This is a genomic window from Geobacillus sp. FSL K6-3411 (genome assembly GCF_037965715.1).
Taxonomy (GTDB): domain Bacteria; phylum Bacillota; class Bacilli; order Bacillales; family Anoxybacillaceae; genus Geobacillus; species Geobacillus thermodenitrificans.
On the sequence record NZ_CP150187.1, the window covers coordinates 3,506,460 to 3,526,719 of the forward strand.

At 51.9% G+C, this 20,260-nt stretch carries 17 protein-coding genes; 2 read left to right on the forward strand and 15 right to left on the reverse strand.

Annotated elements, in window-relative coordinates; genetic code table 11:
- Nucleotides 1-260: 260 nt before the first annotated feature.
- From icmF to NSQ22_RS17925, 9 genes are all read right to left on the reverse strand, one after another.
- Nucleotides 261-3,518, reverse strand: coding sequence for a fused isobutyryl-CoA mutase/GTPase IcmF (gene icmF, locus NSQ22_RS17885; protein WP_060476312.1), 3,258 nt, complete (start codon nt 3,516-3,518; stop codon nt 261-263).
- 17 nt (nt 3,519-3,535) lie between these two features.
- On the reverse strand, nt 3,536-4,168 hold the full coding sequence (locus NSQ22_RS17890) for a TetR/AcrR family transcriptional regulator (RefSeq protein WP_008880726.1): 633 nt from the start codon (nt 4,166-4,168) through the stop codon (nt 3,536-3,538).
- Nucleotides 4,169-4,306 carry a hypothetical protein gene (locus NSQ22_RS17895; protein WP_008880727.1) on the reverse strand — a complete coding sequence of 46 codons (138 nt, stop codon included), beginning with the start codon at nt 4,304-4,306 and terminating at the stop codon, nt 4,169-4,171.
- Nucleotides 4,307-4,386: 80 nt separating this feature from the next.
- A complete protein-coding gene (locus NSQ22_RS17900; RefSeq protein WP_011888414.1) occupies nt 4,387-5,529 on the reverse strand; it encodes an acyl-CoA dehydrogenase in 1,143 nt (380 codons plus the stop codon).
- 49 nt (nt 5,530-5,578) lie between these two features.
- Nucleotides 5,579-6,721, reverse strand: a complete 1,143-nt coding sequence (locus NSQ22_RS17905) for an acyl-CoA dehydrogenase (protein WP_008880729.1) — start codon at nt 6,719-6,721, stop codon at nt 5,579-5,581.
- A gap of 48 nt (nt 6,722-6,769) precedes the next feature.
- A complete protein-coding gene (locus tag NSQ22_RS17910) occupies nt 6,770-7,621 on the reverse strand; it encodes a 3-hydroxybutyryl-CoA dehydrogenase (protein ID WP_011888415.1) in 852 nt (283 codons plus the stop codon).
- Nucleotides 7,622-7,827: 206 nt separating this feature from the next.
- Nucleotides 7,828-8,013 carry a hypothetical protein gene (locus tag NSQ22_RS17915; RefSeq protein ID WP_339263973.1) on the reverse strand — a complete coding sequence of 62 codons (186 nt, stop codon included), beginning with the start codon at nt 8,011-8,013 and terminating at the stop codon, nt 7,828-7,830.
- A gap of 82 nt (nt 8,014-8,095) precedes the next feature.
- A complete protein-coding gene (locus NSQ22_RS17920; RefSeq protein ID WP_029761114.1) occupies nt 8,096-9,274 on the reverse strand; it encodes an acetyl-CoA C-acetyltransferase in 1,179 nt (392 codons plus the stop codon).
- A gap of 166 nt (nt 9,275-9,440) precedes the next feature.
- The gene (locus NSQ22_RS17925; protein ID WP_008880732.1) at nt 9,441-11,537 is read right to left on the reverse strand and encodes a 4Fe-4S dicluster domain-containing protein; all 2,097 of its coding nucleotides are present in this window, start codon (nt 11,535-11,537) and stop codon (nt 9,441-9,443) included.
- Nucleotides 11,538-11,907: 370 nt separating this feature from the next.
- Here NSQ22_RS17925 and cls point away from each other — a divergent pair, with 370 nt between their 5' ends.
- Entirely contained in the window at nt 11,908-13,098 is a 1,191-nt protein-coding gene (gene cls, locus NSQ22_RS17930; protein WP_060476314.1) for a cardiolipin synthase, read from the forward strand.
- Nucleotides 13,099-13,252: 154 nt separating this feature from the next.
- Here the strand turns inward: cls and NSQ22_RS17935 are convergent, their stop codons facing one another.
- The 6 genes from NSQ22_RS17935 to speE all read right to left on the reverse strand — a co-directional run bounded on the left by NSQ22_RS17935 (nt 13,253) and on the right by speE (nt 17,957).
- Nucleotides 13,253-13,420: a XapX domain-containing protein gene (locus NSQ22_RS17935; protein WP_008880734.1), complete on the reverse strand. Its 168-nt coding sequence runs from the start codon at nt 13,418-13,420 to the stop codon at nt 13,253-13,255.
- A 72-nt stretch (nt 13,421-13,492) separates the two neighbouring features.
- The gene (gene argS / locus NSQ22_RS17940; RefSeq protein WP_008880735.1) at nt 13,493-15,166 is read right to left on the reverse strand and encodes an arginine--tRNA ligase; all 1,674 of its coding nucleotides are present in this window, start codon (nt 15,164-15,166) and stop codon (nt 13,493-13,495) included.
- 4 nt (nt 15,167-15,170) lie between these two features.
- Nucleotides 15,171-15,602, reverse strand: coding sequence for a DUF1934 domain-containing protein (locus tag NSQ22_RS17945; RefSeq protein ID WP_008880736.1), 432 nt, complete (start codon nt 15,600-15,602; stop codon nt 15,171-15,173).
- A 120-nt stretch (nt 15,603-15,722) separates the two neighbouring features.
- Complete coding sequence (locus NSQ22_RS17950) at nt 15,723-16,100, reverse strand: hypothetical protein (RefSeq protein ID WP_008880737.1); 378 nt, start codon at nt 16,098-16,100, stop codon at nt 15,723-15,725.
- Between the two features lie 137 nt (nt 16,101-16,237).
- Entirely contained in the window at nt 16,238-17,113 is an 876-nt protein-coding gene (gene speB / locus NSQ22_RS17955) for an agmatinase (protein WP_008880738.1), read from the reverse strand.
- 16 nt (nt 17,114-17,129) lie between these two features.
- Complete coding sequence (speE, locus tag NSQ22_RS17960; RefSeq protein WP_008880739.1) at nt 17,130-17,957, reverse strand: polyamine aminopropyltransferase; 828 nt, start codon at nt 17,955-17,957, stop codon at nt 17,130-17,132.
- A 251-nt stretch (nt 17,958-18,208) separates the two neighbouring features.
- Here speE and NSQ22_RS17965 point away from each other — a divergent pair, with 251 nt between their 5' ends.
- Nucleotides 18,209-20,254: a PBP1A family penicillin-binding protein gene (locus tag NSQ22_RS17965; RefSeq protein WP_008880740.1), complete on the forward strand. Its 2,046-nt coding sequence runs from the start codon at nt 18,209-18,211 to the stop codon at nt 20,252-20,254.
- Nucleotides 20,255-20,260 lie beyond the last annotated feature (6 nt).

The window sequence follows — 20,260 nt, forward strand, 5'->3', positions numbered from 1 at the left end:
ATGAATGCAAGTGGAATACATACCATTCATTATAAACAAATTGGTGGCGTTTATGCTAGCTATTTAGCGAAAAAAGCAAAAAGAGGACCGCCTCGCAGCAAAGGCAGCCCTCTTTCCGACCTATCCGTCCAATGAGATACATTTTATTCCAATAACATTTCCCGTTTTGACTCTAGGAGAGCGAAGAATCATAAGCGGTTGTATAGTGCCGGTCAAAGGGCGGATCGCCGCCGCTGACGGAGGCCGACGAACACGCTTTCCTACATATTCCGTCGGTATTGCCCGCCGACTTCGTACAACGCGCGGGTAATTTGCCCGAGGCTGGCCACTTTGACGGTTTCCATCAATTCTTCGAAAATGTTACCGCCACTAATTGCCACTTGTTTTAAGCGCTCGAGCGCCGGGCCGACTTTGTCTTTGTTCCGCTCTTGGAATTCACGCAAATTGCGGATTTGCAGCTCTTTTTCTTCATACGTCGCCCGAGCGAGCTCAAGGTTGTTCAGTTCATCTTCCGACGGCGGGTTCGGATTGAGGAACGTATTCACGCCGATAATCGGCAGTTCCCCGCTATGTTTTTTCGTCTCGTAATAGAGCGATTCGTCTTGAATTTTACCGCGCTGATACTGCATTTCCATCGCTCCGAGCACGCCGCCGCGGTCGTTTAACCGCTCGAACTCTTGCAAGACCGCTTCTTCGACGAGGTCGGTGAGCTCCTCAATAATGAACGAGCCTTGGAGCGGATTTTCGTTTTTCGCTAGGCCAAACTCTTTTGTAATAATGAGCTGGATGGCCATCGCCCGGCGGACCGACTCCTCGGTCGGCGTCGTAATCGCTTCGTCATAAGCGTTCGTATGGAGCGAATTGCAGTTATCATAAATCGCCAGAAGCGCCTGCAAGGTCGTACGAATGTCGTTAAAATCGATTTCTTGGGCGTGAAGCGAACGGCCAGACGTTTGAATATGGTATTTCAGCTTTTGGCTTCGTTCATTGGCGCCGTATTTTTCGCGCATGACGACCGCCCAAATGCGGCGGGCGACACGGCCGATCACCGAATATTCCGGATCGAGGCCGTTGCTGAAGAAAAACGACAAGTTCGGCGCGAAATCATCGATATGCATGCCGCGGCTTAAATAATATTCGACGTACGTAAAGCCATTGGCGAGCGTAAACGCCAGCTGGGTAATCGGATTCGCCCCAGCCTCAGCGATATGGTAGCCGGAAATCGACACTGAATAATAGTTCCGGACACGATGCTTAATGAAATATTCTTGAATGTCGCCCATCATTTTTAAGGCAAAATCGGTCGAGAAAATGCACGTATTTTGTCCTTGGTCTTCTTTTAAAATGTCGGCTTGCACCGTGCCACGCACCGTTTGCAGCGTCGCGGCTTTCACTTGTTCGTACTCTTCCGGCGTAAGCGGACGACCAAGCTCTTGTTCCCGCTTTTCGACTTGTTGGTCGATGGCCGTATTCATAAACATTGCCAGCAAAATCGGAGCCGGACCGTTGATCGTCATCGACACCGATGTAAGCGGGTCGCACAAATCAAACCCTTTGTACAGTTTCTTCATGTCATCCAGCGTACAAATGCTGACGCCGCTTTCCCCAACTTTGCCAAAAATATCCGGTCGATAGTCCGGATCTTCGCCGTAGAGCGTGACCGAGTCAAATGCCGTGCTAAGCCGTTTCGCTTTGTCTTCTTTGCATAAGTAGTGGAAGCGACGGTTGGTGCGCTCCGGCGTCCCTTCGCCGGCAAACTGACGCTTCGGGTCTTCCCCTTGACGCTTGAACGGGAAGACGCCAGCCGTATACGGGAATGAGCCAGGGACGTTTTCTTTATACACCCAGCGCAAAATTTCCCCGTAGTCTTTAAATTTTGGCAAGATGACTTTCGGAATGTCCAAGCCGGACAACGTTTTTGTCGTCAGCTCAGTGACGATTTCTTTATCACGCACTTTTGTCACAAGTTGCTTGGCGGCATATTTCGCCTTCGTCTCTTCCCACGTCGCTAAAATACGTTTCGATTCCGGCGTCAGCTTCGCTTCATAATCGGCTTTGAGCGTCTCGAGCGCGCGGATGACATCGTCAGACTCGCCGCGCTCATTGGCCGCTTCAATCGCCCCTTCAATTTGGAACAAGCGGCGCGCAATCTCCACCTGCTGTTCGGCGCGGCGATGATACGAACGCACCGTCTCAGCGATTTCACGCAAATAATAGCGGCGCTCATTTGGAATGATGACGTTATGCTTTTCAACGTTGGCAACCGTATTTAAACTTGTCTTCCAGTTCGTCCCTGTTTTCCGGTTGATCGTATCGACGAGTGCGACAAAGAGCGTATTCGTGCCCGGATCGTTAAACTGGCTGGCGATCGTGCCGTATACCGGCATTTCCGATACGTCGCGATCAAACAGCTGGCGGCTGCGCTGATATTGTTTTTGCACTTGCCGTTTCGCATCTTCTGACCCTTTGCGCTCAAATTTGTTAATCGCGATCAAATCGGCGTAGTCGATCATATCGATTTTCTCGAGCTGCGTCGGCGCTCCGAACTCGCTCGTCATCACATACATCGAGACATCGCACACTTCAGTAATGGCGGCATCGCCTTGGCCGATCCCGCTCGTTTCGACAATGACGAGATCAAACCCGGCCGCCTTGACGACCGAAATGGCATCGCGAATCGCCGGCGACAGCTCGGAACGGGAATGGCGCGTCGCCAGGCTCCGCATATAGACACGCGGCGAATGAATGGCGTTCATCCGAATTCGGTCCCCTAACAGCGCGCCGCCTGTTTTTTGCTTCGTCGGGTCGACGGATAAAATAGCGATCTTGATCTCTGGGATTTCATTTAAAAAGCGACGGACGAGCTCATCAGTGAGCGAGCTTTTCCCCGCACCGCCCGTGCCGGTGATCCCGAGCACCGGTACGCGTTTTTCCATCGTCTTCACTTGCTCGATAGCAGCTTCAGCCGCAGCAGCTGCCTCTTGGCCTGCCTCAGTGCGATATTCACACAGCGTAATGAGCCGGGCGATGGCTTGCACATCGCCGGTTTGGAGCCGTTCGATTTCATCCGTCACGGCCGTCACGGTTGGAAAATCACATTCTTCAAGCATCACATTAATCATCCCTTGCAAACCAAGGCGACGGCCGTCTTCCGGCGAGAAAATGCGGGCAATTCCGTACTCATGCAATTCCTTGATTTCGCGCGGGATGATCACGCCGCCCCCGCCGCCGTAAATGCGGATATGAGGCGCCCCCCGCTCTTGCAGCAAATCATACATATATTTAAAAAATTCCATGTGGCCGCCTTGATAGGAGGAAACGGCAATGCCTTGCACATCCTCTTGGATGGCCGCATTGACGATTTCTTCAACGGAGCGGTTATGGCCTAAATGGATGACTTCGGCGCCGCTCGCTTGCAAAATGCGGCGCATAATGTTGATGGACGCGTCATGGCCGTCAAACAAGCTGGACGCTGTCACAAAGCGAACATGATGCTTCGGACGATAAATATGCGCCATCATCTCTCCCCCTTTGTTCAAGCTTTCTGTTTCTCCATAATCCCCTTTAATAAAAACTCCGTCTGACATTCAATATATTCTTCGAGCGTATACATTTTCCGCAGCGCCCAACGACGGAACGCCCACATTTGCCCAAGCACGATAATGTTGTGGGCAAAGAGGCGAATCTCACTTTCAGAAAGCTGCAGCGCACCGCTTTCGACGCATGTGCGCAAAATATGCTCGAAAATAGCCGTCATATCAAGCTCTTTATTGAGAACGTATGGGAGCGATTCTTTGCTTAACGCCTTCAACTCTTGGTACATGACGAGCACTTCGTCGTCGAGTTCATCAACGACACGAAAATAGTGAGCGATCGCACGCCGCAATCCTTCAATCGTGCCATGATGATCGCCAAGGTCTTGTTCGGTCCGCTCCCGCACCTCGTCGTAAATGCGGTCACACACTAAATACAAGACATCTTCTTTTTTGCGGATATACTCATATAGTGTGCCAATGCTAAATCCGGACGCTTTGGCGATTTCCCTCGTTGTCGTTTGGTAGAAACCTTTTTGTTTAAAAAGGGAAATCGCCCCTTTAATCATTTCGTTGCGGCGTTTTTTCACGAGCTTTTCATCTTTGACCGATGCGATCACTTCCCGTTTTTTCATTTACGTTCCTCTCCCCCATTCCCGTTTAGCAGCTAGGCGGCGCACCACCCGACTGCCCGTTGCGGCAGAACGAGACATGTCGTGCGGTACACCCCCGAACTCATTGCCATGACCCGCACGGCACGTCCCCGAAATCACGAAGATCCCCCTCGCAGCAGCACATAGAGCGCGCTCCTTGAAACGGCTGCTGCGATTCAAACGTTCAAGCGCTGCTATCATTAATCGCGCGTCAACATCCGCGAAATAACGAGGCGCTGAATTTCTTGTGTCCCTTCGTAAATTTGCGTAATTTTCGCATCGCGCATAAACCGTTCAACTGGATAGTCTTTCGTATAACCGTTGCCGCCAAAGATTTGCACCGCATCGACAGTCACTTTCATCGCCGTGTCGCCGGCAAACAGTTTTGCCATCGCCGATGCCTTGCCGTATGGCAAGCCGTTTGACTCGAGCCATGCCGCTTGGTATGTCAACAGCCGAGCCGCTTCAATGGCTGTCGCCATGTCGGCGAGCTTAAAGGAAACCCCTTGCTGTTCAGCGATCGGTTTACCGAATTGGACGCGCTGTTTCGCGTAGTCCACAGCGGCATCCAACGCTCCTTGAGCGATGCCGACCGCTTGGGCGGCGATGCCGTTGCGGCCGCCGTCTAACGTCATCATCGCGATCTTAAACCCTTCCCCTTCTTGACCGAGCAAGTTTTCTTTCGGGATGCGGCAATCTTCAAAAATGAGCTCAGTCGTCGGCGACGAACGGATGCCAAGTTTCTTTTCTTTTTTGCCGATTGAAAAGCCCGGCGTCCCTTTTTCGACGATAAAGGCGCTGATCCCTTTATGCCGCTTTTCCGGATCAGTGACGGCAAAGACGACGTAAATCTCTGCCTCGCCGCCGTTCGTGATCCATACTTTCGAACCGTTTAACACGTAATGGTCGCCGTCTTTGATGGCACGCGTTTTCATCGAGGCGACATCAGACCCTGCTCCCGGCTCGGACAGCCCGTATGCTCCGAGCTTTTCCCCGGTTGCCAAAGCGCGCAAATACTTCTGCTTTTGCTCTTCCGTGCCGAACTTATAAATCGGCCAGCTTGCAAGCGAAATATGGGCGGAGAGCGTCACCCCGGTCGAGGCACAGACGCGCGACAACTCTTCGACCGCAATGACATACGCCAAATAGTCGCTGCCGATGCCGCCATACTCTTCCGGCCACGGGATGCCCGTTAAGCCAAGTTCGGCCATTTTGTTGAAAATGCTGCGGTCAAACCGCTCTTCCTCATCACGCTCAGCGGCCGTAGGCGCCACTTCGTTTTCGGCAAATTCACGCACCATTTTCCGCAACATTTCATGTTCTTCGCTCAATTGAAAATTCATCGCTTCATTCCCCCGTTTTCTATAAAAAATCCTCTTCCCCTTGTTTTGATTACTGTTTGGTCAGTTGCTTGCTAATGACAATCCGCTGGATTTCGCTCGTCCCTTCGTAAATTTGCGTAATTTTCGCATCGCGGAACAGCCGCTCGACCGGATAATCTTTCGTATAACCGTTGCCGCCAAAAATTTGCACGGCTTCGATGGCATTATCCATCGCCGTTTGCGAGGCAAACAGTTTGGCCATCGACGCTTCTTTGCCGCACGGCAAGCCTTGAGCGCGCAACCAAGCGGCGCGGTAGACGAGCCATTTCGCCGCTTCCGCCGCCGTTGCCATATCAGCAAGCTTAAAGGCCACGCCTTGCTGCTCGGCAATTGGTTTGCCAAACTGCACCCGTTCTTTGGCATAGGCCACAGCATGTTCGACCGCTGCTTCCGCAATGCCAAGCGCTTGGGCAGCGATGCCGATCCGGCCGACATCAAGGTTGGCCATAGCAATTTTAAATCCTTCCCCTTCTTGGCCGAGCAAGTTTTCCGCTGGCACCTCAGCGTCGTCAAACGTGATTGTCACCGTCCGCGATCCGTGCAACCCCATTTTCTTTTCATCTTTGCCGATCTCCATACCCGGCGTCCCTTTTTCAACGATAAACGCGGAAATGCCGCGGCTGCCGGTTTCCTCCGGATTCGTGCGGGCAAACACGATGTACGTGTCCGCTTCTCCACCGTTGGTGATGAAAATTTTTGAGCCGTTCAACACATACGTATCGCCGCGACGCACCGCTTTTGTCTTCAAGCTTTTCGCATCCGAGCCAGCACTCGGTTCGGTGAGGCAAAACGCCCCTAAATACTCACCGCGAGCGAGTTTCGTCACATATTTTTGTTTCTGTTCTTCCGTGCCGAAATACAAAATCGGGTTCGTGCCGACGGACGTGTGCACCGATAAAATGACACCGACCGTCGGGCTCACTTTCGAAATTTCATGGATAGCGATAATGTACGAAAGAAAGTCCATGCCTGCGCCGCCGTACTGTTCCGGAACAGTGATCCCCATTAAGCCGAGCTCGGCCATTTTAGCTAAAATCGGGCGCGGAAATTCTCCTTGCTCCATGCGCTCAACAAACGGAGCGATTTCCGCTGCTGCAAATTCGCGCACCATTTGCCGCATCATTTCTTGTTCTTCCGTAAACCGAAATTGCACGGGACATCCCCCTTTTTCATGTTGTTTGTCAATGTTGCCTCTATCTACTTACTCGTACGTGTAAAATCCGCGCCCCGTCTTGCGACCAAGCCAACCAGCCTTGACGTATTTGCGCAACAGCGGGCACGGGCGGTACTTGTCGTCGCCGAACCCTTCATGAAGCGTTTCCATAATGTATAAGCACGTGTCCAATCCGATAAAGTCAGCGAGCGTGAGCGGCCCCATCGGATGGTTCATGCCAAGTTTCATCACTTCATCGATCGCCTCTTTTGTTGCTACTCCTTCGTACAAAGCGTAAATCGCTTCGTTAATCATCGGCATGAGTACACGATTGGAAATAAAGCCTGGAAAGTCGTTTACTTCAACCGGTACTTTGCCAAGCGTCCGGGTGACCGCTTCGATCGTCTCGTATACCTCATCAGCCGTCGCCAACCCGCGGATAATTTCCACTAGCTTCATGACCGGCACCGGGTTCATAAAGTGCATGCCGATTACTTTGTCTGGCCGCTTTGTCGCCGCTGCGATTTCCGTAATCGGAAGTGACGACGTATTGGAAGCTAAGATCGTCTCCGGGCGGGCGATTTTGTCCAACTCGGCAAACAGCTTCGTTTTCACATCCATGTTTTCGACAACGGCTTCGATGACAAGGTCAGCGTCGGTGGCATCATGCAAGTCGGTGGAACGGGAAAGCCGCGACAGCGCCGCGTCCTTGTCCGCTGCCGCCATTTTCCCTTTTTCCACTTGGCGAGCGAGCAGTTTTTCAATGTTCGCGATTCCTTTATCCAATTGCGCTTCGCTAATGTCATATAAAAGTACGTCATAGCCGGCGACAGCACATACTTGAGCAATACCTGATCCCATTTGACCGGCACCGACGACCATGATTGTTTTTACGTCCATGTTCTTATCCCCCATCTATGTGTATTTCTGAAAAATGAACGTGCAGGATATCCGTTAGTTTTCCGGCGGCCGATGCCGCCGTTTCAACCTCGATAGGTATAGCAGCGACACGCTGCATCCCGCCCTATAGCCGCAACATGAGGTACACTGCCGCACCGTGCGCTCTTAGCATTGCTCCGAAAATATGACTCCGTTTCATGACTTCGTCACTGAACGACAAGGCAGCGGCAGGCGGCCTCACCTACCGTCTCGGTCTCCTCACCAAAGGACAGAGGGGCGACAGGTTGTACCCCGCGTCGCGGCCGCATCACGAAGACGAGATCGCAACAGGCCGCTTCCTGTGTCTTGACGACATCCGGCGACAAGTCGTACCCGTTCCTTAGCGACAGCATGATGTCACGCAGGGACAGACGGCGACACCGCCGTCCCCGTGCCGCCATACGAGACGCGAGCTTGTCGCGCTCCCAACACCCCTTATACTTCGACTAAGATGGCGTCACCTTGGCCGCCGCCACTGCAAATCGCGGCGATGCCGAGGCCGCCGCCACGACGTTTCAGCTCATGAATGAGTGTTAAGATGATGCGCGCGCCGCTGGCGCCGATCGGATGACCAAGGGCAACGGCGCCTCCGTTGACATTCACTTTTTCCGGGTCAAGACCGGCGATTTGAATGGCCGCCAATGCGACAGCGGCGAACGCTTCATTCACTTCGAACAAGGCGATGTCATCGACCGTTTTCCCCGTTTTGCGGAGCAGCTCATTAATAACAAGCCCCGGCGTTTTCGGGAAGTCTTTCGCCTCGACAGCGATGGCCGTGTGAGCGACAACGGTTGCAAGCGGTTCGAGCCCTTCGCGGGCGGCGCGCTCTTCGCTCATTAAGACGAGTGCCGCAGCGCCGTCGTTGACGCCCGGGGCATTGCCGGCTGTGATCGTGCCTTGCGGATCGAACACCGGCGGCAGTTTCGCCAGTTTTTCAAGCGATGTGTCTTTTCGCGGCGCCTCGTCATGTTCAACGACAAGAGGGGCGCCTTTACGTTGCGGGATTGTCACCGGAACGATTTCTTCAGCGAGGCGGCCCGCTTCGATGGCGGCGATGGCGCGAATATGGCTGCGGTATGCCCACTCGTCTTGCGCCTCTCGGGTGATGCCAAGCTCACGCGCCGAGTTTCCGCCGTAAACGCCCATATGAACGCCGGTAAAGCTGCATGTGAGGCCATCATATACCATCAAATCTTTTACCGTGCTGTCACCCATCCGCAGCCCCCAGCGCGCTTTCGGCAACACGTACGGTGCGTTGCTCATCGACTCCATCCCGCCGGCGACGACGACCTCGGCGTCACCTAAACGAATGAGCTGGTCAGCGAGTGTTACCGCACGCATGCCGGATGCGCACACTTTATTCACCGTCTCAGTGCGGACGTGCCACGGAATACCGGCATGGCGCATCGCCTGCCGCGACGGAAGCTGCCCCTGTCCACCTTGTAGAACAGTGCCCAAAATGACATGATCAACTTGTTCTGTGCTTACGTTGGCGCGGGCGAGCGCCTCTTTCACAGCAATGCCACCAAGTTCAGCTGCTGATAACGCTTGCAAAGCACCGCCTAATTTTCCAAACGGGGTGCGCGCCCCGTTAACAATCACCGTTTTCCCCATCATTTCTCTCCCCCTTTTTCATATAAGAAAGCGATTACAAATTACAGACTGAACGTTCGCTCGATGGCGAGGCGAAAGAGAAGGCGTACGACCGTACACCATCTCTTTCACAAATAGAATATTGTACTTACTATTTTAAAAAATAGAAATTGTCTGTGCAACCATTTTATGATGCGGCTTCTTCTTTTTCCTCACCAAACACTGATTTCGCCAATAGTTCAGCGACATCGTACGTCGAGACGCGGTCTTCTACCTCTTTCGCCTTCGTACCGTCCGACAACATTGTCAAGCAGTACGGACACCCGGAACTGATGACCGTCGGATTGACAGCAAGCGCCTGTTCCGTACGAGCGACGTTGATCCGGTTGCCGGTTGTCTCCTCCATCCACATGAGACCTCCGCCGGCGCCGCAGCACATGCCGCGTTCACGGTTGCGCTCCATTTCGACGAGTTCAACACCCGGGATGGCGCGCAAAATTTGCCGTGGCGCGTCATAGACGTCATTGTAGCGTCCTAAATAACACGAATCATGGAACGTAATGCGTTCATGGACCGGATATTTCGGTACAAGCCGTCCTTCTTCGATGAGCTTGGCAAGCAGCTCGGTATGGTGGTACACTTCGACCTCGAGTCCAAAGTCCGGGTATTCGTTTTTAAACGCATTGTAAGCGTGCGGGTCGATCGTGACGATTTTGTTGACGCCCGCTTTTTCGAACTCAGCGATGTTGTTACTTGCTAATTCTTGGAACAAAAACTCGTTTCCTAACCGACGCGGAGTATCGCCCGAGTTTTTCTCTTTGTTACCTAAAATCGCAAACTTGACACCTGCTTCGTTCAGCAGCTTAGCAAAGGCGAGGGCAATTTTTTGGCTGCGGCTGTCGTATGAACCCATCGAACCAACCCAGAACAAGTACTCGATCTCTTCCCCGGCCTTCTTCGCTTCTTTTACCGTTGGGACGTGGACATCGTCACGCAACTCGCGCCAGTTTTCCCGCTCTTTCCGGTTTAACCCCCACGGGTTGCCTTGACGCTCGATATTCGTCATCGCCCGCTGTGCGTCTGGATTCATCCGCCCTTCAGTCAAAACGAGGTAGCGGCGCAAGTCAATAATTTTATCGACGTGTTCGTTCATGACCGGGCATTGGTCTTCACAGTTGCGACACGTCGTACAAGCCCAAATTTCTTCTTCAGTGATGACGTCACCGATCAAGCTTGGCATTTCAATCGTCGCTGCCTGCTCCGATGCCGCAGCGAATGCGAGCTGATTGCCTTTCGTATTTTTGAAGGCGAACGTCGGCACCCACGGGGCACGCGATGTGACGACCGCTCCTTTTTCCGTCAAGTGGTCGCGCAGCTTCAAAATCAAATCCATCGGCGACAACATTTTCCCTGTGCCGGTCGCTGGACACATGCTCGTACAGCGGCCACACTCGACACAAGCATACAAGTCAATCAACTGCTTTTGCGTAAAATCCTCAATTTTGCCAACGCCAAATGACTCTTGGCTTTCGTCTTCAAAGTTGATCGGCGTAAGCTTCGGCCGCGTCAGCCGGCTGAAAAAGACGTTGATTGGTGCAGCGATCAAGTGAGCGTGCTTCGATTGCGGCACGTACACGAGGAACGTCAGCAAAATCAATAAATGCACCCACCAAGCGACAAAAAACAGTACCGCGGCCCCGGTTTCCCCGATCCACGAAAACGCACCGGCAATAAGCGAAGCAACCGGTTCGCTCCATGCAGCTTCTTCGCCGTGCCAAATCCGGCTCATCCCGTTGCCGAATAAAACGGACAACATGAGTCCACCGATAAAAATGAGAACAAGTCCGGCTTTGAAATCACGCTTTAAGCGGACGAGCTTTTCAATGTAACGACGGTAAAAGGCGGCAAGCACCGCGATTAAAATGAGCAAGGTGACAATTTCTTGGAAAAACGTAAACCCTGGATACAACGGCCCGAGCGGCAAGTGCGCCCCTGGCACAAGACCTTTAATGATAAAATCGATCGCGCCAAATTGGACGAGAATAAAGCCGTAGAAAAAGATGACATGGATCAAGCCGCTTTTTTTGTCTTTGAGCAACTTTTTCTGGCCGAAGACGTTGACCCAAATGCTTCGCAGCCGCTCATTGACTTTTTCGTCAAACTCGACTTTTTTGCCGAGTTTAATGTACATTGCCCGCGTTTTTACGACATACGCAAACAAATAGATAGCGTAAGCGGTTACAAACAAAAACGCGAGCAAATTCACCGTTAATAAAACGTTCATCTTCTCTCCCCTTCCCCCGCTTTTCCAGCGAATTTGTTGCCGCAACAAAGAAAATTTTCATAATTTCCATTTATGTTTATTTTACAAATGAATGAGCATTCAGTCAACAACTTTTTTATCATTTCTGTCAGGAAGGATTCTCCTTTCACACAAAAGTGAAGAAGAAGGTCCATATATTTGTTGGCAAGACGACCGCTCCTGCTCGTGCTTCGTTTAGCCGCCAAAAGGATATCAAACACTAGGTCTTCACAAGAATCGGTTAGGCGCCTGTTCGGTAAGATGGGAGAGAATCGGCGGCTTCAGCTCTGCTATTTTTGTGCGCTGTAGGATACATTAATAAGTACTGAAGCGACGCACAGGAGGGGAAGGCATGGTCGTTATTGCTGTGATTGCCATTATATTCGTACTCATTTATCTCGATGACAAGCTTGGTCAGCTCTCCTTCCGGAACGGACGCAAAAAAGTCGTCTATCCAGAACGGAGAAGCGATATAGCGCTCTATGTCAATGGCAGGCATTTATTTGCCGACTATTTTGCCGAGCTGCACCGTGCTCGCGACCATATTCACATTCTGTTTTACATTATCAAAAGTGACGAAACGACCACGCCGTTTTTCCAAATTTTAAAAGAAAAAGCAGCCGAAGGAGTGAAAGTACGGGTGTTGGTCGACTGGGTGGGTAGCCTCGGGTTGCCGAAAGCGCTCATTCGTTCACTAAGGGCAAGCGGGGTGGAGTTCGCCTATACCCGCCCGCCGTGCTTTCCGTTTTTGATTTACCGCCTCAATCGCCGCAATCATCGAAAAATTACGGTCATCGATGGGCGGATCGGCTACATCGGCGGCTATAACATCGGCCGCGAATATAATGGGAAAGACGCCAATTTCGGGGAATGGCGGGACTATCACCTAAAAATCAGCGGCGAAGGAGTATATGACTTGCAAGAACAGTTTTTGCATGATTGGGAAGAAGCGACAAGCAAGACGGTGGCGGACAAACACCGGTATTTCCCGGAGCTTCCCGCTGGCGCCATTCGCCATCAATTGGTCGCTACCGATGGCTCCGCCCTTGAGGAACAATATATCCATGCCATCCGCCATGCCAAAAAAGAAATTATGATCGGTACCCCATACTTTATCCCGAGCCGGCCGCTGTTTAACGAACTGATGCGTGCACTCAAGCGCGGGGTGCGCGTCACCGTGCTTGTGCCGCTGAAAGCGGATCATTTATTTGTGAGAGAAGCCGCCTATCCGTATTTTTATCGCATGCTGAAAGCCGGGGCGCGCGTTTACCGCTTTTACCAAGGGTTTTACCATGCTAAAACCATTGTGATCGACGAAGAATGGTGTGATGTCGGCACAGCGAATTTTGACCGACGTAGTTTGTTCTTAAATGGTGAAATCAACTGCTACGTGTTTGATCGCGCATTTACACGGCTCGTCAAACAGGCGATCGAACGCGATTTGACGCGCTCGGAGCCGCTGACGCTCGATTTTTGGCGGAACCGTTCGCTCCTTGACCGCGGCAAAGAGTCGATTTCCCAGCTCATTTCCGCTTGGCTATAGCACGTATGTTTTCGGCAGGGAGCAGATGGAAGAAACACCAAAGCAAAGGAAGAAACAAAAAATCGGCCGGCGCCCATGGCGACCTCATATCGCCAAAACTGCACCAGCCGGGGACGATTGAACCATTTTGATCAGCTTGCCATTAAGCTGTCGTTCACTTCCATAACAACGACAGCCATTGAAACAGCCGCATGCCGAGATACACGCCAACGATGCCAGCAACGCCGGCCAACGCTGGGGGAGCGGGAATCGGCAAACGAAACAGCGTAAACAAAAAACCGACAACCATACCGGTGATAAGTGCGAGTACGACTTCTTTCACTTGTTGATCCTCCACCGTTGTTTTCCTTTAGCATGCCCAAACAAAAGAGGGAGCAATCGCTCCCTCATTCGTTTACATTTGTTCCGGCGCTGAGACGCCGATTAACGCTAGAGCGTTTTGCAGCGTGATTTGCACCGCCTTGACAAGCGCGAGACGAGCTTTCGTTTTTTCGATCTGGTCTAGGTCAAGCACTTTTTCCGCATTGTAAAAGCTGTGGAGCGCCGACGCCAAATCAAACGCATAGGCGGTGACGCGATGTGGCATCCGTTTCAAGGCCGCCTCAGCGACAACGTCCGGGAAGTCACCAAGCGCTTTGAGCAGCTCGATTTCTTTTTCTGTTTCCACGAGATGATGAAGATCGACGTCGCCTTCATACGACAGTTGATGCTCTTTTGCTTGACGGAGAATGCTTGAGACGCGGGCATGTGCATATTGGACATAGTAGACCGGGTTTTCATTCGACTGGGCAACAGCCAAGTCCATATCAAAATCGAGATGCGTATCGCCCGAACGCATAGCGAAGAAGTAGCGGACAGCATCGACGCCAACTTCTTCCATCAGCTCGCGCATCGTCACCGCTTTACCAGTACGTTTGCTCATTTTGACGCGCTCGCCGTTTTGGTATAAGTTCACCATTTGGATAATTTCGACCTCGAGCGCTTCTGGATCGTAGCCGAGCGCAGCGATCGCTGCTTTCATGCGCGGGATGTAGCCATGATGATCCGCTCCCCAGACGTTGATTAGCTTCGTGAACCCGCGCCGCAGCTTATCTTGATGGTAAGCGATGTCCGGAAGCAAATACGTATACGTTCCGTCTTGCTTGATTAACACACGGTCTTTGTCATCGCCAAACGCCGTCGAACGAAACCATGTGGCTCCGTCCTGTTCGTAAATGTAACCGCGCTCACGCAGCGTTGAGAGCGCCTCATCGATTTTGCCGCTCTCATAAAGCGATGTTTCCGAATACCAAACGTCAAACGGAACGCGGAAGGCAGCCAAATCGTTTTTAATTTTGTCGAGCTCATAACGGAGGCCGTATTCGCGGAAAAAGGCGAGCCGTTCTTCTTCGTCCACATGGACGAACCGATCGCCATATTCATCGGCGAGCTTTTTGCCGATTTCCACGATGTCGTCACCGTAATAGCCGTCTTCCGGCAGCGGCATATCGGTACCGAGCGCTTGGAAATAGCGGGCTTCGACTGATTTCGCCAAGTTATAAATTTGTTTGCCGGCATCATTAATGTAATATTCACGCGTCACATCGAATCCGGCTTTCGCCAAAATATTGCTAAGTGAATCGCCGACCGCCGCACCGCGAGCATGACCTAAGTGCAAGTTGCCGGTCGGGTTAGCCGAGACGAACTCGACTTGCACTTTTTCCCCTTTGCCGACATTCGACTCGCCATACGCTTGGCCCGCTTGCAAAATCGCCGGCACAACCGCTGTCAAATAGCGATTGTCCATGTAAAAGTTAATAAACCCTGGGCCGGCTACCTCGATGCGCGCCACCGAAACACGCTCGGCGTCAAACTTTTCAACGATGGCTTCGGCGATTGCCCGCGGTGGCTTTTTCGCGATGCGGGCGAGCTGCATGGCGATATTCGTCGAATAATCGCCATGAGCCTTTTCGCGCGGCACCTCAAGCAATACTTCTGGCAGCTCCTCAGCCGCCACCAGCCCGGCTTTTCCCACCGCCTGGCGAATTTCCTCTTTCAGCTGTTCTTTCATTTGTCCGACAATGTTCATCGGCTTATACCCCCTTAAATGTTAACGTCAACGTACGGCGCCCGCTCCGCTCATGCTCTAGCATCAGTTCATACGAGAGAAAGAGCTGTCCTTGTTTCCGTCTCTCGTCATACCGGAACTCGATCACATCCGTTTTGGTCGCTAGCGACCACCGCCCGAACATCGTTTTGTAATGGCCCGGCATTTCTTGCTGACATCGGAACGTTTGCCGCATCTCAACCGCCCCGGAGCGAAGAACGGTCACCTCATCAGGTGCGATTTTCACCACGTTGTTCACCCGCCCGAGTTCGTTTTCCTCGGCAAACCGCAAATACATCGTTTCTCCTTTTATGTAATAGATGCCGTCCAATTCAAGCGCGATCGTCTCTTCGTGCGCACCGTCGCGGATAACAGCCACTTGACGGAGCCGCACCGGAATGCCGTTTGTTTCGTTCATGTTTTACGAACACACCTTTGCGAACACAGTCATAACAATAAGTATAAAGAACTGTTCCGCCTGATTCAAGGGGTCGAGAAAAAGAGAAGGCCCAAAGCAAACGCTTTGAGCCTGGTTCTCTTAGGTTAACGATGAGACGCGAACATTTTGCAGCACAGCAATAGCGAAGGAAATGACACCAAGGGTGACAAGTACTCCGCCAATGGCTGTTGCTAGCACGAACGCTTCATAGCCGTACACGACAAAAATCACACCGACCATCATGAGCGGCAAGCCAATATTGTGCAGCCAAAAATGGAGTTTCGCCCATTTTGTCGCTGCTGCCTGCGGGAATAAATGGTAGATAATGCCCGCGAGCGTCAAAGCTGTCCAACCTAGCAAGTTAATATGGGCGTGAACCGGTGTGAGCACAAACGAATGGGTCATCGACATACCAAGCCCAATACAGACGCCGATGACGAAGTACACAACGGAAATTTTGATCAGTTTGACGCCCACTTCTGTCTCCTCCCCCTTTGAATGATAAATACATTGCATATTATTCCATAAGGTGTGTATATATTCCCGCAACCTTTCTCCTACTACATAAAAAAAGCGCCCTCGCACGTTCGCGATTTAGGCGCTTTTCCCTATGTTCACTTTGCCACCCAGCCAAGCAACATTTCGCGAACAAGCTTGCTCGCTGTGTTCGCGGTCTGTTCCGAATGGTCGTAAACCGGCGCGACTTCGACCAGATCGGCACCAACGACGCGGACATCGGAACGGGCGATTTCATGGATCGCCGCTAACAACTCTTTCGACGTAATGCCGCCGGCGTCGACCGTCCCCGTACCAGGGGCATGAGCCGGGTCAAGCACATCGATGTCAATCGTCACATACACTGGACGACCAGCGAGCTTCGGCAGCACGGAGCGAAGCGGCTCAAGTACGTCAAACTTGGCGATGTACATGCCGTTTTGTTTCGCCCATTCGAACTCTTCTTTCATGCCGGAACGGATGCCGAATGAAAAGACGTTTGTCGGGCCGATGAGATCGGCAACTTTGCGAATCGGCGTCGCATGCGACAACGGCTCACCTTCATAATGTTCGCGCAAGTCGGTATGGGCATCCATATGAATGACGGCCAAGTCTGGATAATATTCGTGCACCGCTTTAATGACCGGCCAAGAGACGAGATGTTCGCCGCCAAGGCCTAGCGGAAACTTACCGGCGTCCAGCACTTTTTTCACAAACTGTTCAATCAGCTCCAAGCTGCGAGCAGCGTTGCCGAACGGCAGCGGAATATCACCGGCGTCAAAATAACGAATGTCACCGAGCTCCCGATCTAAATACGGGCTATATTCTTCCAGCCCGATCGACACTTCACGGATGCGGGCCGGGCCGAATCGCGAACCGGGCCGGTAGCTAACCGTCCAATCCATCGGCATCCCGTAAATGACTGCCTCGCTTTCTTCAAAGTTCGGGTGGCTACCAATAAACACGTTGCCAGAATAGGCCTCATCAAACCGCATCAATTTGCCCCTCCCCTTATTTCACCAAGTCCGCGACAAATTTCGGCAATACGAAGCATGCTTTATGCAGTTCTTTTGTGTAATATTTTGTATCGATGTCGTGGAACCGGTCATCGCTTACCGCGAGCGGATCGTATTTTTTCGAGCCGAGCGTAAACGTCCACAGCCCGCTTGGGTAGGTTGGAATGTTCGCCGTATATAGGCGCGTGACCGGGAAAATTTCCTTCACATCACGGTAAACATTGCGAATCAGATCCGCTTTAAACCAAGGGTTGTCCGTTTGGGCGACGAAAATACCGTCTTCTTTCAACGCTTTCGCAATGCCGGCGTAAAACCCTTTTGTAAACAAGTTCACCGCCGGTCCGACCGGTTCGGTCGAGTCAACCATAATGACGTCATACTCGTTTTCACTTTGGGCGATATGCATAAACCCGTCATCGACTTTCACTTCGACGCGCGGATCGTCAAGTTGGCCAGCGATTTCCGGCAAATACTTTTTCGAGCACTCGATCACTTTGCCGTCAATTTCGACAAGCGTCGCTTTTTTGACGCTCGGGTGTTTCAACACTTCGCGGATTACGCCGCCGTCGCCACCGCCAACGACAAGCACGTTTTCCGGATTTGGATGGGTAAACAACGGCACATGAGCAACCATCTCATGGTAGACAAATTCATCTTTTTGCGTCGTCATCACCATGCCGTCTAAAATGAGCATATTACCGAACTCTGCCGTTTCGACCATATCAAGTTTTTGAAACGGCGTTTGTTCTGTATGTAAAGTGCGGATAATGCGTGCAGTGATGCCAAAATGTTCTGTCTGCTTTTCAGTAAACCATAGTTCCATGTCGGTAACATCCTTTCTCCGAGCGTTGCTTACTATCAAAGTTTCCCTCACCAACGAAAAACTAAACATGAAAAAGTATAGAGCAATCTAGCAAAAATGCAAGGGGAACAAGTTTAAAATAAAAAAATTTTTTTCATACTAGTAAGAAAGCAGAAATCGCCTGACTGAGATATGGGGACGGAGGCAACATAAGGCGATTTTGGGGCAGTCATCCGTCCTAATTACCGCTAAAACCATTGGGGGGATGCGCAATGGAACCGATCCCGGGCAGTCGTTTTCGCGGCACGTGGAAATATGTGCGCGCCGCCGTCTTTATTGGCTGTTTTCTCACAATCTTTGCTTTCGCTGCCCTCGGGAGTTTTATTTTGTTTGCGAAAATCGGAGGCGCCCCACCGGTCGCTGTGCCGCAAACGACGGTTTTTTATGCAGATGATGGCAGCAAAATCGGGGAAAGCAATTATGGACAGAAGCGCTACTGGGTTCGTCTTGATGACATTTCCCCGCACGTCATTGAAGCGACGATCGCCGTCGAAGACCGAAAGTTTTACGAACACCATGGATTTGATTTGAAACGAATTGCCGGCGCCGTCGTCGCCAATGTGCAGGCGATGGCCAAAGTCGAAGGAGCAAGCACGATCACCCAGCAATATGCGCGCAACTTATTTTTGACGCACGAGAAAACATGGTCGCGAAAAATTCAAGAGGCGCTCTATACCATCCGACTTGAAGCCAACTACAGCAAAGAACAAATTTTGGAAGGCTATTTAAACACGATTTACTATGGACATGGGGTTTACGGTATCGAGGCAGCGGCGCGCTATTATTTCGGCAAGCACGCCGATGAGCTGACGATCAGCGAAGCAGCGATGCTAGCCGGCATCCCAAAAGGACCGCACTATTATTCGCCGCTCATCAACGAAGAGCGGGCGAAAACGCGGCAAAAAATCGTCCTCCTCTCGATGGTGGAAGCGGGCTACATCAGCCGCCAGGAGGCGGAACAGGCGTACCGCGACAAGCTCGTCTACGTGCAGCACCGCGAGAAAGAGCGGCCTATCGCTCCATATTTTCAAGACGTCGTCAAACAGCAGTTGCGCACGAAACTCGGCCTTGACGAGCGCACGATCGAGCTCGGCGGACTGCGCGTCTACACGACGCTCGACCGGCGCATGCAGCAAATCGCCGAAGAGCAACTTGAACAGGTGATCCGTCCCTCTTCCGCCATCCAAGCAGCGTTATTGGCCATGGATCCACGCACCGGGGAAGTAAAAGCGCTCATCGGCGGGCGCGACTACAACGAGAGCCCATTCAATCGCGCCGTACAGGCGGAACGCCAGCCAGGCTCGACGTTCAAACCTTTTTTGTACTACGCGGCCATCGAACATGGATTCACCCCGTCGACCCCATTGCGCAGCGAACTGACGACGTTTACGTTTGACGACGGCCGGGCGACGTATACGCCTCATAACTACAATGATTACTACGCAAACGGCCCGATTACGCTCGCCCAAGCGCTTGCCGTATCGGACAACGTCTTTGCGGTAAAAACACTGAAGTTTATCGGCGCCGACAAACTGATCGAAACGGCGAAAACGCTCGGCATTACAAGCAAATTAAAAGCCGTGCCATCGCTAGCCCTCGGCACATCGCCAGTGAAAATGATCGATATGGTCGCGGCGTACAGCACGATCGCCAACTACGGCAAAAAAACGGAGCCGGTGTTTATTAAAAAAGTCATCGATGCGAACGGAAACGTGTTATACGAGCATCAGCCGTCAACCCAACAAGTGATCGACCGCGATGCCGCGTTTGTGACGGCGCATTTAATGACCGGGATGTTCGACCCGAAGCTGAACGGCTATACGACCGTCACTGGACAATCAATCATCGATGAAATAACGCGTCCTTATGCCGGAAAATCCGGAACGACGAAAACAGACAGCTGGATGATTGGCTTTACCCCGCAGTTGGTTGCTGGCGTCTGGACCGGTTACGACCGTGGGGAAACGATCAGCCGTTTTGATGAAAAACAGTATGCGAAGCAAATATGGGTCCGCTTTATGGAACAAAGTCTCGCTGACAAGCCGAAAAAATCGTTTAAACCGACAAAAGGTGTCATCGGCGTCTACATCGATCCGCAAAACGGAAAGCTGGCCACCGATGCTTGTCCGGTGAAACGAAAAACGTATTATCTCATTGGCACAGAACCGACCGACTATTGCACGGATCATTTGGAGAAGAAAACGAAGAAAAAAGAGGACGAAAAAAGCTGGTTTGAGAAATGGTTCCCATGGTTTTAAAGAAAG

What these genes read in the sequence shown, in the direction of transcription:
- icmF (WP_060476312.1), bottom strand. Translation starts at nt 3,518, where the DNA reads ATGGCGCATATTTATCGTCCGAAGCATCATGTTCGCTTTGTGACAGCG.
- NSQ22_RS17890 (WP_008880726.1), bottom strand. Translation starts at nt 4,168, where the DNA reads ATGAAAAAACGGGAAGTGATCGCATCGGTCAAAGATGAAAAGCTCGTG.
- NSQ22_RS17900 (WP_011888414.1), bottom strand. Translation starts at nt 5,529, where the DNA reads ATGAATTTTCAATTGAGCGAAGAACATGAAATGTTGCGGAAAATGGTG.
- NSQ22_RS17910 (WP_011888415.1), bottom strand. Translation starts at nt 7,621, where the DNA reads ATGGACGTAAAAACAATCATGGTCGTCGGTGCCGGTCAAATGGGATCA.
- NSQ22_RS17915 (WP_339263973.1), bottom strand. Translation starts at nt 8,013, where the DNA reads ATGCTGTCGCTAAGGAACGGGTACGACTTGTCGCCGGATGTCGTCAAG.
- NSQ22_RS17920 (WP_029761114.1), bottom strand. Translation starts at nt 9,274, where the DNA reads ATGGGGAAAACGGTGATTGTTAACGGGGCGCGCACCCCGTTTGGAAAA.
- NSQ22_RS17925 (WP_008880732.1), bottom strand. Translation starts at nt 11,537, where the DNA reads ATGAACGTTTTATTAACGGTGAATTTGCTCGCGTTTTTGTTTGTAACC.
- cls (WP_060476314.1), top strand. Translation starts at nt 11,908, where the DNA reads ATGGTCGTTATTGCTGTGATTGCCATTATATTCGTACTCATTTATCTC.
- argS (WP_008880735.1), bottom strand. Translation starts at nt 15,166, where the DNA reads ATGAACATTGTCGGACAAATGAAAGAACAGCTGAAAGAGGAAATTCGC.
- NSQ22_RS17945 (WP_008880736.1), bottom strand. Translation starts at nt 15,602, where the DNA reads ATGAACGAAACAAACGGCATTCCGGTGCGGCTCCGTCAAGTGGCTGTT.
- speB (WP_008880738.1), bottom strand. Translation starts at nt 17,113, where the DNA reads ATGCGGTTTGATGAGGCCTATTCTGGCAACGTGTTTATTGGTAGCCAC.
- speE (WP_008880739.1), bottom strand. Translation starts at nt 17,957, where the DNA reads ATGGAACTATGGTTTACTGAAAAGCAGACAGAACATTTTGGCATCACT.
- NSQ22_RS17965 (WP_008880740.1), top strand. Translation starts at nt 18,209, where the DNA reads ATGGAACCGATCCCGGGCAGTCGTTTTCGCGGCACGTGGAAATATGTG.